The organism is Nocardia sp. NPDC050412 (assembly GCF_044458825.1).
Taxonomy (GTDB): Bacteria; Actinomycetota; Actinomycetes; order Mycobacteriales; family Mycobacteriaceae; genus Nocardia.
Genome location: NZ_JBITIJ010000011.1, coordinates 279,803 through 294,850 on the forward strand (window position 1 = coordinate 279,803; position 15,048 = coordinate 294,850).

Annotated in this window: 11 protein-coding genes and 2 tRNA genes; 3 read left to right on the plus strand and 10 right to left on the minus strand. The window is 64.7% G+C overall.

Annotation, left to right across the window (positions count from 1 at the left end; translation table 11 throughout):
- The first annotated feature begins 30 nt into the window (after positions 1–30).
- The 3 genes from ACIBI6_RS29280 to ACIBI6_RS29290 are packed head-to-tail and all read left to right on the plus strand — an operon-like array spanning position 31 to position 1,859.
- Positions 31–1,086 (plus strand): hypothetical protein, encoded by a 1,056-nt coding sequence (locus ACIBI6_RS29280; protein ID WP_396958494.1) that lies wholly within the window; start codon positions 31–33, stop codon positions 1,084–1,086.
- 50 nt (positions 1,087–1,136) lie between these two features.
- Complete coding sequence (locus ACIBI6_RS29285; protein ID WP_396958496.1) at positions 1,137–1,271, plus strand: hypothetical protein; 135 nt, start codon at positions 1,137–1,139, stop codon at positions 1,269–1,271.
- Between the two features lie 24 nt (positions 1,272–1,295).
- Complete coding sequence (locus tag ACIBI6_RS29290) at positions 1,296–1,859, plus strand: hypothetical protein (RefSeq protein WP_396958497.1); 564 nt, start codon at positions 1,296–1,298, stop codon at positions 1,857–1,859.
- Between the two features lie 379 nt (positions 1,860–2,238).
- Here the strand turns inward: ACIBI6_RS29290 and ACIBI6_RS29295 are convergent.
- From ACIBI6_RS29295 to dnaA, 10 genes are all read right to left on the minus strand, one after another.
- Positions 2,239–2,311: transfer RNA gene (locus ACIBI6_RS29295), tRNA-Ala, on the minus strand.
- Between the two features lie 24 nt (positions 2,312–2,335).
- Positions 2,336–2,443: a DLW-39 family protein gene (locus tag ACIBI6_RS29300; RefSeq protein ID WP_364350785.1), complete on the minus strand. Its 108-nt coding sequence runs from the start codon at positions 2,441–2,443 to the stop codon at positions 2,336–2,338.
- Between the two features lie 29 nt (positions 2,444–2,472).
- Positions 2,473–2,546: transfer RNA gene (locus tag ACIBI6_RS29305), tRNA-Ile, on the minus strand.
- Positions 2,547–2,680: 134 nt separating this feature from the next.
- A complete protein-coding gene (locus tag ACIBI6_RS29310; RefSeq protein ID WP_396958499.1) occupies positions 2,681–3,805 on the minus strand; it encodes a DUF3566 domain-containing protein in 1,125 nt (374 codons plus the stop codon).
- Positions 3,806–3,844: 39 nt separating this feature from the next.
- A complete protein-coding gene (gene gyrA, locus ACIBI6_RS29315) occupies positions 3,845–6,367 on the minus strand; it encodes a DNA gyrase subunit A (RefSeq protein ID WP_396958500.1) in 2,523 nt (840 codons plus the stop codon).
- A 59-nt stretch (positions 6,368–6,426) separates the two neighbouring features.
- Entirely contained in the window at positions 6,427–8,475 is a 2,049-nt protein-coding gene (gene gyrB, locus ACIBI6_RS29320; protein ID WP_364350779.1) for a DNA topoisomerase (ATP-hydrolyzing) subunit B, read from the minus strand.
- Positions 8,476–8,905: 430 nt separating this feature from the next.
- Positions 8,906–9,466, minus strand: coding sequence for a DUF721 family protein (locus tag ACIBI6_RS29325; RefSeq protein WP_396958502.1), 561 nt, complete (start codon positions 9,464–9,466; stop codon positions 8,906–8,908).
- A gap of 233 nt (positions 9,467–9,699) precedes the next feature.
- Entirely contained in the window at positions 9,700–10,887 is a 1,188-nt protein-coding gene (gene recF / locus ACIBI6_RS29330) for a DNA replication/repair protein RecF (RefSeq protein ID WP_364350773.1), read from the minus strand.
- A 136-nt stretch (positions 10,888–11,023) separates the two neighbouring features.
- Positions 11,024–12,199 carry a DNA polymerase III subunit beta gene (gene dnaN, locus ACIBI6_RS29335; protein ID WP_364350770.1) on the minus strand — a complete coding sequence of 392 codons (1,176 nt, stop codon included), beginning with the start codon at positions 12,197–12,199 and terminating at the stop codon, positions 11,024–11,026.
- 841 nt (positions 12,200–13,040) lie between these two features.
- Entirely contained in the window at positions 13,041–15,023 is a 1,983-nt protein-coding gene (gene dnaA / locus ACIBI6_RS29340) for a chromosomal replication initiator protein DnaA (RefSeq protein ID WP_364350767.1), read from the minus strand.
- Positions 15,024–15,048: the final 25 nt, after the last annotated feature.

Below are 15,048 nucleotides of genomic sequence, written 5' to 3' on the forward strand. Positions count from 1 at the left end.
CGCCGTCGAGGCGACGGATACGGTTGTCCGGTGGGGAGTTTCGATCATCCGAAGCCGGATCACCTTGCGGCACTTGCACAACACCGCACCTGGGCCGAAGTCCGGCCACTACTTCGGCCGATTCTGCGTCCGACAACCTACAAGCAAGCCGCGCTCGACAATCTGCTGCACCGCCGGCCCGAGGCCGACGAGATCGACACCCGGTTCGTCAGCCGCCCGACCTTCCCATTCGTCGACGAATTGGTCGCGATCGACCTGCCGAATACGCGATCGGTCATCAACTACTCGACCCTGGCGATGTGGCCGGTCTCCACCGACGAGGTCTTCGCGGCGGCCCGCGAAAATCTGGAAGCAATTGCGCAGCCGCATAATCCGCGCGGCAATGCCATCCTCACCCGCACCGATCGCGACGGCGACGCGTATCTCACCTCCTGGCCACTCGCTCCGGGTTGGTTGGCGAGTTTCAGCCAGCGCTACGCCGGCCGTCGCCCGGTCGTCTTCATGCCCGATATCGATACTCTGATCGTGGTCCCCGATATCCCACATCTACTCGCCCGCATCTACCGTCAGGTCGAGCAACAGTACGTCGATGCACGCCACCGCCTTTCGCCCCAGGGTTACACCCTCGACGAGGACAACGCCGTTGTCCCCTTCGACCGCGCAGGCCGACACGAACAACACCGAACCGCCGCCCGCGCCGGATACCGCCTGGCCATCGAGGAATACGCCGCGCAGGCCGACTGGCTCAACGAAGCACTCGAACGCGACCTCGAATTCACCCACTGCGGCTTGCAGATGGCCATCGTCGGCGAGGTAAAGCTGGCAGGCACCGACACTCGCCCCTACACCTACACCATCTGGGGCAAAGGCGTCGACTATCTACTCCCTGCCGCCGACTACATCATGTTCGCCAGCACCGATGCCGACAACAACGCCGTTCCCGTTTGCACCGTGCCGCTCACCGCGGCCCTCGAAATAACCGGCCTCGCACCGATTCCCGGCATGTCACCCATCCGCTTCGAAGCCCCCTTCTGGCCCGATGAAACAATGCTCACCCAGTTGAAGCAGGCCTCGGTCGCCCTGTGAATCGGGCCGGGACTCGGTCCTGATATCCGGCTGCCCACCATCGCGTCCGCTTGGACGGGGTGTTCGGCTGGATGATCGTCGATCACGACGTGGCCAAGCAGTCCTTCGTCGAGCCGACCATCAGCAAGAAGATCGGATCGCAGCAGGGGCGGGTCGTTATGGCCGAACACGGTGCCGACGGCTAGTACAACGGCGCCATCGACGACAACATGCTTTTCGCCGACCCGCCGCAGCACATCCGCCAGCGCAGCCTCGTCGCGAAGGCTTTCGCGAGCCGCGCCATCCGCGATCTCGGACCTCGAATCGAGCAGATCGCCGACACCCTGCTGGACGACCTGACCACCTTCGACCCGACCCGCAACGACACCCGAAACATCGCATTCGGCCACGGCATCCACTACTACATCGGCGCCGCCCCAGCCCGCATGGAAGCAACAATCGCCCGCACCCGCCTACTGGCTCGCATCCCAGCCACGTCGCTGGACATACCGGCCACCGAGCTGACATGGCGAAAGAGCCTCCTGATCCGCGGCCTCACCACCCTCCCCGTCCACCTCTCGTCCACCACCGCGGTCGATACCGAAGCCGGAACGATTTGCGACACCGTGGACCCAGCCACCCCCTGGACCGAGCCCGACAACCTCGACGAGCCAGCTAGCCCTCCTGCCCGGGCCCGGTCACCCAATGCGCGCATCAAGCGCCGAGGCACTCCCTCTCACGCAACCACAACCAAGGGGCAGCGCGCGGCATCCGGTCACGCGAATCAGGTATGAGGCCCCCGCCCTCGGTACGGCAACTGGAATGCAAGCCAGGCCAGGTCCGAGACACAGCGCGTCATCTGTACAAGCGATTCAGGCCGGGTCCGGGGCCACAGCCCGTCATCTGTACAAGCGATTCAGGCCGGGTCCGGGGCCACAGCCCGTCATCTGTACAAGCGATTCAGGCCGGGTCCGGGGCCACAGCGCGTCATCTATGCAAGCGATCCAGGCCGGGTCCGAGACACAGCGCATCACCTATGCAAGCGATCCAGGCACGTGGGGGGTCCCGGGGGGCGAAGCCCCCTCCGGGGTGGGGCTTGGGGGCTTCGCCCCCAAAAAATACGCGGAACAAACAAAAGCGAGCGCTCTCCGCGAGCACTCGCCTCCCAGTTTGTGGAGCCTAGGGGAATCGAACCCCTAACCCCTGCCTTGCAAAGGCAGTGCTCTGCCAATTGAGCTAAGGCCCCGAATCCCTACTGTCCGAAGACAGTTCAGCGGGTGGTGACTTCGTGCCACAGGTCCGCATCGTCGCGCTTGCGCAGCTTGGTGATTCCGATGAGAACCGCGACAACGACACTGACCGTGAGAAGGATTTTCATGATTCCCACCCTACTGTGATGTTCGGGAGTGGGCCTAGGAGGACTTGAACCTCCGACCTCTTCGTTATCAGCGAAGCGCTCTAACCGCCTGAGCTATAGGCCCTTATTTCCTGTTCGGATACCCGCCGAAGCTGCTAACCGAACCGAGGCACGAGATTACCTTACCCGCCCGCCGATGACCAAAACGGCCGGTCACCGCCCTGTGTGAGGACAACGACCGGCCGTGTGGACATTGTTCTAATCGGGGTCGGCCAGGGTGACCTGGATGCCGCCGACGAGGTCGCAGCACTGGTTGTAGATGAAGACGCCGACGGTCGCCAATGCGGTGAAAAGCACCACATTGATCAGACCGATGACACCCGCATAGCCGAATACCGAACCGGCATCGACCAACCCTACTGAGCCGCTGTCGGAGGAGACCATATCGGTGAAGGTGCTGTTGAGCCGCTCCCACACACCCATGCCCTCGAGCACGATGTAGAGCAGACCGACCGCGAGCATCCACACGAAGAACATGGCCACGCTGATCACCAGCGAGATCTTCAGCGTCGACCATGGGTCGATCCGGCGGATCTGCACCGTGGCTCGCAATGGTTCACCGGAGGCGACGGCCGCCGCGACTGCGACCGGAACCGCGGGCGAGACCGGTGTGGCCTGCGGACCCGCCGGGGTCTCGACCGGCAGCGGGTGCCGGATCTCGGACAGGTCCGGCATGTCCTTGATCAGTTCCGGTCGAGCGATGCTGCGGGTCGGCCCGTCGATGCCGACGGACTTCACCATCGCCGCTTCCTTGCGCGCCGCCTTGGCCGCGAGATCCGCTGTTGTGCGGGCATTGCCGCCACCGAGACCGCCACCGCCGAGGCCACCACCCCCGCCGCCGCCACCGCCGCTGTTGAGCCCACCACCACTGTTGAGCCCACCACCGCCGAGTCCACCACTGGTGGAATTCGGGCGACCGGTTACCGGCGACTGTCCGGGACGGTACAGGTTCGACTGCGGCTCCCGCTGCGGCAGCTGCGACCAGCCCTCCTGGAAGGGCGACTGGCCACCGCCGTTCGATGCCGAGCGCTCGCCTGGCGCCGGCGCGGCCGACTCGCCGGAGTTACCCGGCCGAGCCGCCCGCTGATCGAATGCCTCCGGCCCGTCCGCACCCGAGCTCGGCTCCGGCGCCTTGAACGCGACTTCGCCTTGCTGGCTGTGCATTTCGTGCGGCTGGACCCCTCCCTGCGGGCCACTCGGCTGGCCGTTCTCGGCCGATGCGACCGGCCGTGGGATCGGCCGCGGCGGAATCGGTGACGGTGCGATCCGTTCGGTTACACCGTTCGTCTGGTGCCGCTCGTCGTTCGGCTGATTCGTGGTCAATGGGAATCCTTAGATCCGTTCGTTGCCGCCGCTATGGGGTTACTGCTCAGAGGAACCGGTGTCGCCGTCTCCGCCGACGATCGAATCAGGATCGGGTTCGTCGGCATTGCGCGCGATAGCAAGCAACGTATCGCCATCGGCGAGGTTCATCAATCGCACGCCCTTGGTCTGTCGTCCAGCCTTACGAACCTGCTTCGCCGCCGTCCGGATTACGCCACCGCCGGACGTGATCGCATACAACTCATCCTCGTCGTCGACGATGAGCGCACCGACCAGGGTGCCACGCTTGGTGTCGTATTGGATAGTCAATACGCCTTTACCGCCACGACCCTGCGGGGTGTATTCCTCGATCGCGGTCCGCTTGGCGTAACCACCGGAGGTCGCGACGAGCAGATAGGTGTCGGCGCGAACCACATTGAGCGACAACAGTTCATCGTCGGCATTGAATCGCATGCCCTGCACACCGGAGGTGGCCCGACCCATCGGACGCAGTGCCTCATCGGTGGCGGAGAAGCGGATCGACTGACCGCGCGCCGACACCAGCAGCAGATCGTCATCGGCCGAGCACAGTACGGCGCCGACCAATTCGTCGTCATCGCGCAGATTCACCGCGACGATGCCGCCGCTGCGGTTGGAATCGAAGTCGGACAGCTTCGACTTCTTGACCAGGCCGTTCTTGGTGGCGAGCACCAGATAGGGCGCATCTTCGTAACCCTTGATCTGAATGATCTGGGCGATCTTCTCATCTGGCTGGAACGCAAGCAGGTTCGCGACGTGCTGACCGCGCGCGGTCCGGCTGGCCTCGGGCAATTCGTAGGCCTTGGCCCGGTACACCCGGCCCTTATTGGTGAAGAACAGCAGCCAGTCGTGCGTGGAGCTGATGAAGAAGTGCTTGACGATATCGTCCTGCTTGAGGCCCGCACCCTGCACGCCCTTGCCGCCGCGCTTCTGGCTGCGATACAGGTCGGTCTTGGTGCGCTTGGCGTAGCCGGTCTCCGTCACGGTGACGACCACGTCCTCACGGGCGATCAGGTCCTCGTCGGCCATATCGCCGTCGTTGGCCACGATCTTGGTGCGCCGGTCGTCGCCGTACTTCTCGACGATCTCCTTCAGCTCGTCGCGCACGATCGCGCGCTGGCGTTCCGGCTTCTCGAGAATGTCCTTGAGGTCGGCGATCTCGGCCTCGATCTTGGCCAATTCGTCGACGATCTTCTGCCGCTCCAGGGCCGAGAGGCGCCGCAGCTGCATGTCGAGGATGGCGGTGGCCTGGATTTCGTCGATATCGAGCAGCTGCATCAGGCCGGTGCGCGCGGTATCGGTGTTGGCCGAGCGCCGGATCAGCGCGATGACCTCGTCCAACGCGTCCAGTGCCTTGACCAGGCCGCGCAGGATGTGGGCCCGCTCCTCGGCCTTGCGCAGCAGGTAACGGGTGCGCCGGATGATGACTTCCAACTGGTGCTCGACGTAGAGCCGGATCATCTGATCCAGGCGCAGCGTGCGCGGCACACCGTCCACGATGGAGAGCATGTTGGCGCCGAAGCTGGTCTGCAGCTGGGTGTGCTTGTAGAGGTTGTTCAGCACGACCTTGGCGACCGCGTCCCGCTTGACGGTCACCACGATGCGCATGCCGGCCCGGTCGGAGGACTCGTCGTGGATATCCGAGATACCCGCGATCTTGCCGTCCTTCACCTGCTCGGCGATCGAGTTTATGAAGTTGTCGGTGTTGACCTGGTAGGGCAGCTCGGTGATGACGATCGTGGTGCGACCGCGATTGTCCTCTTCGATCTCGACGACACCGCGCATCCGGATCGAACCGCGACCGGTGGTGTAAGCGTCGTGGATGCCCTGGCCGCCGACGATCAGGCCGTAGGTCGGGAAGTCCGGCCCCTTCACCCGCTCCATACAGGCGGCGAGGGTGGATTCCTCGTCGGCCTCGTAGTTCTCCAGCGCCCAGTAGATGGCCTCGGCCAGCTCGTTGAGATTGTGCGGCGGCACATTGGTGGCCATACCGACCGCGATGCCGTTGCTGCCGTTCATCAGCAGGGCGGGCACCCGGCTCGGCAGCACGGTCGGCTCCTGCGAGCGACCGTCGTAGTTGGGGATGAAATTGACCGTCTCATGGTCGATTTCGCGCAGCATCTCCATCGCGAGCGGGGTCAGCCTGCACTCGGTGTAGCGCATCGCGGCCGCGCCGTCATTGCCCCGCGAACCGAAGTTGCCCTGGCCGTCGACCAGCGGATAGCGCAGCGACCACGGCTGCGCCATGCGCACGAGGGTGTCGTAGATCGACGAGTCGCCGTGCGGGTGATAGTTACCCATGGTCTCGGCGACCGGACGGGCGGACTTCACATAACCGCGGTCGGGCCGATAGCCGTTGTCGTACATCGCGTACAGCACCCGGCGGTGCACCGGCTTGAGGCCGTCGCGCACCTCGGGCAGCGCGCGGCCGACGATCACGCTCATCGCGTAATCGATGTAGCTGTTCTGCATCTCGTTCTGGATATCGACCGGTTCGATCCGGTCGCCCGCTCCGCCGTTCGGTGGCAGCGTTGTTTCAGTCATCTGGAGATCTCCTTATAGCGGACGTGGAATCGGCCTTCGCGCAGCGCAATTCACGTCGGCTACACGTCGAGGAAGCGAACGTCCTTGGCATTTCGGGTGATGAAGCTGCGGCGTGCCTCGACGTCCTCGCCCATCAGGATGGAGAACAGTTCGTCGGCAGCCGCGGCGTCATCCAGGGTGACCAGGCGCAGTACCCGCACCGATGGATCCATCGTGGTTTCCCACAGCTCCTTGGCGTTCATCTCGCCGAGACCCTTGTAGCGCTGTACGCCGTCGTCCTTGTTGATCTTCTTGCCCGCCGCGAGACCGGCCTCCAGCAGACCGTCGCGCTCCTTGTCGGAATAGGCGAACTCGGGATCGGAGCGCTGCCACTTGAGCTTGTACAGCGGCGGCTGCGCCAGATAGACGTGCCCGTGCTCGACCAGCGGCCGCATGAACCGGAACAGCAGCGTCAGCAGCAGGGTCGAGATGTGCTGGCCGTCCACGTCGGCGTCGGCCATCAGCACGATCTTGTGGTAGCGCAGCTTGCTGATGTCGAACTCGTCGTGGATGCCGGTACCGAAGGCGGTGATGATCGACTGAACTTCGTTGTTCTTGAGCACGCGGTCGATGCGCGCCTTCTCGACGTTGATGATCTTTCCGCGCAGCGGCAGGATCGCCTGGTACATCGAGTCGCGGCCGGACTTCGCCGAACCACCGGCGGAGTCGCCCTCCACGATGTAGATCTCGGACTTGCTCGGATCCTTGGACCGGCAGTCGGCCAGCTTGCCGGGCAGGCCACCGAGATCGGTCGCACTCTTGCGCCGCACCAGCTCACGCGCCTTGCGGGCCGCGACCCGGGCCTGTGCCGAGGAGACCGCCTTGTTCACGATGGTCTTCGCGTCGGCAGGGTTCGCCTCGAACCAGTGCGAGAGGTGCTCGTTGCAGGTGCGCTGCACGAACGACTTCACCTCGGTGTTGCCGAGCTTGGTCTTGGTCTGACCCTCGAACTGCGGCTCGCCGACCTTCACGCTGACGATCGCGGCCAAGCCCTCGCGAATGTCGTCACCGGTGAGGTTGCCGTCCTTGTCCTTGAGCAGTTTCTTGTCTTTGGCGTACTTGTTGACCACCGTGGTGAGCGCCGCGCGGAAGCCCTCCTCGTGGGTGCCGCCCTCATGGGTGTTGATGGTATTCGCGAAGGTGTGCACCGACTCGGAGTAACCCGAGTTCCACTGCATGGCGACCTCGAGCTCGTGGCCGGTGCCCTTGCCGGTGAAGCTCACCACCGAGTTGTGGATGGGCTGCTTGGTCCGGTTGATGTGCTTGACGAAGTCCTCGAGCCCACCGGGGTAGTGGTAGGTGCGGGTCTTCACCTTGTGCGCGGGCGCAGGCGTTTGCTCGTCGGCGTGCTTCGGCGCCTCGGCGGTCTCGCTGACCACTTCGTCGGTGACGTCGGTATCGCTCACCCGCTCATCGGTGAGGATGATGGTGAGGCCCTTGTTCAGGAATGCCATCTCCTGCAGCCGGCGGGCCACCGTCTCGAAGTTGTAGGTAGTGGTCTCGAAGATTTCCGGATCCGCCCAGAAGCGGATGGTCGTGCCGGTCCGCTTGGTCGGCTCACCCTGCACGAGCTTGCCGGGCTTGGCGTCCTTGTAGGTCTGGCTCCAGTGGTAACCGTCGTGGTCGATCTCGGCTTCGAGCCGGTGCGACAGCGCGTTGACCACGGAAATGCCGACACCGTGCAGACCACCGGACACCGCATAGGAGTCGGAGTCGAACTTGCCACCCGCGTGCAGCTGGGTCATGACCACCTCGACGGTGGGAATGCCCTGGGCGTGCATGCCGGTCGGGATGCCACGGCCGTCGTCGACGACCTCGACACCACCGTCGGCGAGCAGCGTGACCTCGACCTTCGTGGCGTAGCCCGCCATCGCCTCGTCGACAGAGTTGTCGACGACCTCCCAGATCAGGTGGTGCAGGCCGCGCTCGCCGGTAGAGCCGATGTACATGCCCGGGCGCTTGCGAACCGCCTCCAGGCCTTCCAGAACCGTGATGGAGGAGGCACCGTAGTCCTGCTTGCCCGATGTCGCGTTGGTCGAGCCCGTTGCGTTGGAGTCCTTGGCAGCCACTGGTGGGTAGCTCTCCTTACTTGCTGATCCCTGGCGCAGCGGTCGGACAGCACGCGTGGGGCCCCGGTCTGATTCTGGTCGTGAAATACGGGTCCACGCGCGGGCTGTATCGAACGCGCCGAAGGTTCGCCGCTAGTTACCCCACCATCCTACTGGTAGACCCAAGCCACAATGCACCTACGACACCCCTGACGGCTCCGTGGATGCGAGAAATCGGTCGAGCACGGGTCGGTTCCGCCTTCGGATGGTTTGAGTCCGCCATTCCGCCTCCCCGAGCCTTTTGCCGACCGTTAGGTGAATCGAGGGTTCGCTGAGGGCCGACGGTCGAGTATGTGGCCGCGTCTCGGGCGTACCCGACGAGTTACATGTTCTCCCGAAATCAGTTGTCCGGTCCGGGCCGTTTCACGTGGAACGACCTCGGGCAACACGCTTATCCGTAGGTGTCCCGTGGACCCCGGCCTTTGATGTGCCGCTCGCCCTTGCGCCAGCTCGGCGCCGCCGGACCGGTGATCTTCAAGGACGTCACAACGCCCTGTCCCACCGCCGCATTGATCTTCGCCAGGATCTGGCCCTGCAGCATGCGCAGCTGGGTGGCCCATGCCGTGGATTCGGCGGCAATGCTCAGCACGCCGTCCTTCAATGTCATCGGGGTCGCATGCGAGGCGATGTCCTCACCCACCACACCGGCCCAGCGGCCGAAGACCATGCCCTCGGCGACCTTGGCCGACCAGCCCCGGTTCTTCGCGATGGCGCCGGTCAGGCTCGAAAGCAGTTGCGGGTCACGTTCATCGGGCCGTGCACCCGACCAGCCGGTGCGGCGGCGGGCTCCGGTGCGCAGCCGACGCGGCGATGCCCGGCCCTGCCCAACCGATTTACCGCTCGCCTTGGCAGCCGCCCGCGCCTCCTCGAGCGCGCGCCGCGCGAGATCGATACCGCGCAGCTCCGGTTCCGGCTCGGATGCGGAAGCATTCGACGCTGTTCCATCGCTCACCGGTCCGCCTCTCTCCCCGAATCTTTTGCCGGTCGCAGGTGCGTCGAATCTTCATCACCGGACCGACGGTGGGATGCGCGACAAGTTCTGGCCGTACCCGGCAAGTTACCCATGTTCATACGAAATCAGTTCGTGCGCTGGTAGCCACGGCGTTGCACTGCATCCGCGGGTGATCTTACAGAGCAGCCGCACGAAAAGAGCCACTGACGTCAGGCCCGAATAGGCCGCGCGGATCAGGCGGTCGTGGTGGGAGTTTCGGTGTCGGCGATCTGGGAGATGCGGGCGTCCGCACCGCCGTTCGTCTCCACCCGCAGCGGCACCGCGGAAAGTTCCGCGGGCACGTCCTCGGGGACCGCGGCGGTGATCAGCACCTGTTCGGCCCCGGCCGCGACCTCGGCGAGTGCCGTACGCCGACGGCGATCGAGCTCGGCGAAGACGTCATCGAGCAGCAGTACCGGCTCGACACCGGTGGCGCGCAGCAGTTCGAAAGCCGCCAGCCGCAGCGCCAGCGCGAACGACCACGACTCACCATGGCTGGCAAATCCTTTCGCGGGGGCGGTGCCGAGCATCAGATCCAGCTCGTCGCGGTGCGGGCCGACCAGACAGACCCCGCGTTCCAATTCCTTCGGCCGAGCCGCCGTCAATTCGCGCAGCATATTCGCCTCCAGCGCCTCTACGTCATCGGGCTGCGGTGCGCGCGCCGGATCCAGGAATTCCGGCGGCAGGCTCGCGCTGCGGTAGCCGATCGCGGCGGGACGTGATTCGGGCGCGATCGACGAGTATGCCTGTGCGAGATAGGGATACAGATCGTGGACCAAGCGCAGCCGCTGGGCGAGCAGTACCGAGGCGTGGGTCGCCAAATGTCCGTCCCATACATCCAGGGTGCTCAGTTCCGCCTTCGAGCGGGCCTGACGCCCAGCGGATTTCAACAGGGCCGAGCGCTGTCGCAGTACCCGGTCGTAGTCGGCCCGCACGGCGGCCAGCCGCGGCAACCTGGCTGTGCACAACTCGTCGAGGAAGCGCCGCCGTTCGCCCGGATCGCCGCGGACCAGGGCCAGGTCCTCCGGTGCGAAGAGCACCGTTTGCAGAATGCCGAGGATTTCTCGCGGCCTGCGCACCGGAGATCGGTTGATCTGGGCGCGATTCGCGGCGCCCTGGTTCAGCTCGAGATCGATGCGCAGTTCGCGACCCGCGTTGACGACGGTCGCGCCGATCCTCGCGCGATCGGTGCCGATCCGGATCATCGGTGCGTCGGCGGCGACCCGATGTGAGCCCAAGGTCGCGAGGTAGCCGACCGCCTCGAGCAGATTCGTTTTGCCGTTGCCATTGGACCCGAGAAAAACCGTTCGGCCTGGGGATAATTCGAGTTCGGCGTGCTCCCAGGAACGGAAGTCGCGCAGTGACAGCGTCCGGATGAACACCTGTCTACTCCGCTCCGGCCGTCGTCATCGCCGTTTTCCGCCGCTGATGGCGACTAATCGGACCCAGACCACAACATCTTGTGGTCCATCCACTGCCTGTGGACGAACTGTGGATAAATCGCATCGCCGCCGATGCTCAGCCCGGCAACCGAACCGGCATCAACAGGTAGATGTACGCGCTCTCCAGTGCCACGAACGCACCCGACTCCGTCACCTTGGGTTCCTCGTCGCTCGCGGGCAGCAGTACCGCGGGGCGGCTCGGCGTGGTGAAGCCGAAGGTGACCCGATCGGCGTGCAGCGCGGAGAGTCCGTCAATGAGATAGCCAGGATTGAACGCGATTGTCAGTGCCTCACCGCGGAATTCGGCCTCCAACCACTCCTCGGCACGGCCCGCGTCATCACCGCCCGCCGAAAGCAGCAGCCCCTCGTCGGTGAATTCCAGCCGGACCTGGGCACCGCGCTCGGCGACCAGCGCGACGCGCTTGATGGCGTCGGTCAGCGTGGCGACCGGGAGGGTGGCGATCGAGGTGTGTTCCTTGGGGAGCAATTGCCGGAACTTGGGGAATTCCGCGTCGAGCAGACGGGTGGTGGTCCTGCGGCCCGCATTCACGATGCCGAGCAGACCATCCGCGCCACCGCCGGTGCCGAGCGAAAGCTGCACGGGAGCGTCGGATGGGCCCAGCGTTTTCGCGGCCTCCGACAGGGTCCGCGCCGGAATGAGCACCGAGGTCTCGATATCGGTGCGGGCCGGCTGCCATTCGATGTGCCGGACCGCCAGGCGGAATCGGTCGGTGGCCGCGAGTACGACCTGCGGCCCCTCGATCTCGACGCGGATACCGGTGAGCATCGGCAGTGTGTCGTCGCGCCCAGCGGCGACCGCGACCTGGCCGACCGCCTCGGCGAAGACATCCACGCTCAGCTCACCGGTCTGCTGGGGCACCTCGGGCAGCTGGGGATAGTCCTCGACCGGCATGGTCGGCAGCGAGAATTTCGCACTGCCACACGTGATCAGCACGCGGGTGCCCTCGACGGCGACATCGACGGGCTTATTGGACAGCGCCTTGGTGATATCCGCGAGCAGTCGGCCGGAGACGAGCACCTCACCCGGGCCGGCGACCTCGGCCGCGACGCGCATCTGCGCGGAGACCTCGTAGTCGAATCCGGAGACGGTGAGTCCGTCCTCACCTGCCACGAGTAGAACACCGCCGAGTACGGGCACCGGAGGCCGTGACGGGAGGCTGCGCGCCACCCATGCAACGGACTCGGCGAAATCCTCTCGGGCGACCCGAAATTTCATACTCGCCAGCTCCATCGCCCGATCTGTCCTCTCCCGGTTCCGTGATCTCTGTCGGCTTCGTCAGCGTTGATTCTCGAAAAAGGGGTGCTGTACCTGCCGCCTTGCAGTCTGGCATAGGCGACCGACATTGAACCGTACTCGTCCGGAGCAGCTGAACCTAGCCCGACCCTCCGGTTGTTCTGTGTAGCGAAGACGATCCGCGCTCCGAAATATCGAGCAAGGAGAACAGCTCCGGGTGAATCGCGCGGATGTGTCGCCGCGTCTTCTCCTTGCTTGTCTGAGCGAGTGGCTCGGATGCCGATGCTCCCCGACCGACTTTCCACACACCCTGTTTTGAAGAGAGATCTTCTAGAAGAAGACCTGAAGTAGTAGTAGGCACTGTGGAATCTGTGGACTGCGGGCGAATCCGCAGGTCTGCGGGCGTGGTGCGCTGGGGATGACCACTGGGTGACTCGAGGATGAACGGATGGGGGTTGTGGAAGCTGCGAGGTTGTTCCTCATTCATCCTCGAGTGCTCCTCGAGTTGTTCCACCTGATTCACCAGGTTGTTCACACGTGTGCACCGAATCGTGGATAGCTCGTGGAATCCTCGAGGACTCCACATGGAATCCTCGAGGATTCCACAAGCTGCTGACCGAGACATCGCTGGTCAAGGCCTGTGTGTGGAGTTGGCTGTGGACTCTGTTGATTCCACACCTGTTAGCAACCGATCCGCGATCAGGCGCACAACCTGTGGACGAACCGGTGCACAACTCGCAGTTTCCTCGAGGACTCCACAAGAATTCCTCGAGGACTCCACAGGGCATAAAAAAGCACCGCCCCAGGTCAGGGGCGGTGCCGGGGTGTTAGTACCGGGTCAGCGCGAACGCTGTTTAATCCGGGCTGTTAGTTCTTGTACTTGGTCGTATACGCGCCGCCGCTCGGTCATCTCCTTGCGCACTTTCTTCTCTGCGTACATGACCGTGGTGTGGTCGCGACCGAAGGCCTGGCCGATCTTGGGCAGCGATAGATCGGTTAGTTCCCGGCACAGATACATGGCGATCTGTCGGGCTTGGGCCAGCGGCCGGGCCTTACCGGGCCCGGTCAGCTCTTCGAGCGTGGTGTTGAAGTATTCGGCGGTGACGGCCATGATCGTCGCCGCATTGATCTCCAACGTCGCGGTATCCGGCATGAGATCGCGCAGTACGACCTCGGCCAATGGCAGATCCAGTGGCTGGCCGTTCAGCGAGGCAAAGGCCGTCACCCGGATCAGCGCACCCTCGAGCTCACGGATATTGCGCTCGACCCGACTCGCGATCAGCTCCAGCACGTCGTGCGGTACGTCGAGCCGGTCCATCCGCGCCTTCTTGCGCAGAATCGCGATGCGCGTCTCCAACTCCGGCGGCTGCACATCGGTGATCAGTCCCCATTCGAACCGGGTCCGCAGCCGCTCTTCCAGCGTGGCGAGCTGTTTGGGTGGCCGATCCGAGGACACGACGATCTGCTTATTGGCGTTGTGCAGGGTGTTGAAGGTGTGGAAGAACTCCTCCTGGATACCTTCCTTGCCCTCGATGAACTGGATGTCGTCGACCAGCAGAATGTCGGTCTCGCGGTAGCGGCGCTTGAACGCCACCTTCCGGTCGTCACGCAGACTGTTGATGAAGTCGTTGGTGAATTCCTCGGTTGATACGTACTTCACCCGCATGCCGGGGAACAGCCGCTGGGCATAGTGTCCAGCCGCGTGCAGCAGATGGGTCTTGCCCAGACCCGAGGCGCCCCAGACGAACAGCGGGTTGTAGGCGCGTGCGGGCGCCTCCGCGATCGCGACCGCGGCTGCGTGCGCGAAGCGATTGGACGCGCCGATGACGAAGGTCTCGAAGGTGTACTTCGCATTCAGGCTCGCCGAGGAATTCGACGGTGCCGGATTCTCCTGCGACTTGGTGAAGTAGGTGGGCCACGAATTGCGCACATTGACGATCGGTTCGTCGTCGTGTGAGTTGTCCGAGAGCGGCTCGCGGACCGATTCGTGCGCGGCCGCGATGGCCGGATCAGCGCTCGGCCGGGAATCCCGTGGGGGCGCAGCCTCCCGCGTCGGCGCGCGGCCCTGTGCCCGCACCGGTTCCGGTGTCGGCTCCGGGTTGAACAGTGACTCCTGTCCGGGCGGCACAGAATCGCGTCGCGGCGGGAGTCCGGATTCGCGCCGGGGCGTGGGCGGGTGCTCCGGCCGTTCGCCGTTGGTCTGGCTCGGATAGTCGCCACGGCTCGGGTATTCGTCGGTTGGATACTCCCCAGCCACTTCATATCCGGGCACCGGCAAGTAGTCCGGTGCGCCCGGGTAATCGGGCGCGGTCTCGTAGTCGGGTGCCGCCGAGTAGCCCGGTCCGCCCGAATAGTCGGGAGTCGCCGGATAATCGTTGGGCTGTGCATAACGCGGCGGGGCGTAGTCGTTGCGTCCGGGATAGTCGGGTGCGGGAAAACCGGCCGGCCCGCGCCCGCTGTCGCGGCCACGTTCGGGCCGACTCGTCATGCGCGCGTGGCGGGGATTGTTGCCGGGACGTTCGATCGGCTGCGTCGCCGGTGCCGCGATCCGGACGCCGAGGCCCTCGACCTGTGGACCGAGACGACGGCCCAGGGAGCGCAGAATGGGTTCGCGCAGATCGCGTTCGATGGCCTCCTGGGCCAACGACGATGGCACCGAGAGCAAGGCGAAGCCCTGCGCCACGGTCAGCGGCTTGACCAGTTTGAGCCAGGCCTGCTGTGCCCGGGACACCGGCGGGATGGCACCATCGGCCGAGCCGGTGGTGAGCTCGGCGACCACCTCCGGCCATACGGTGGCCAACACGTTCTGCTCGTCGTCCATGCAGTTTCCTCCCCGGAAGTAGGCG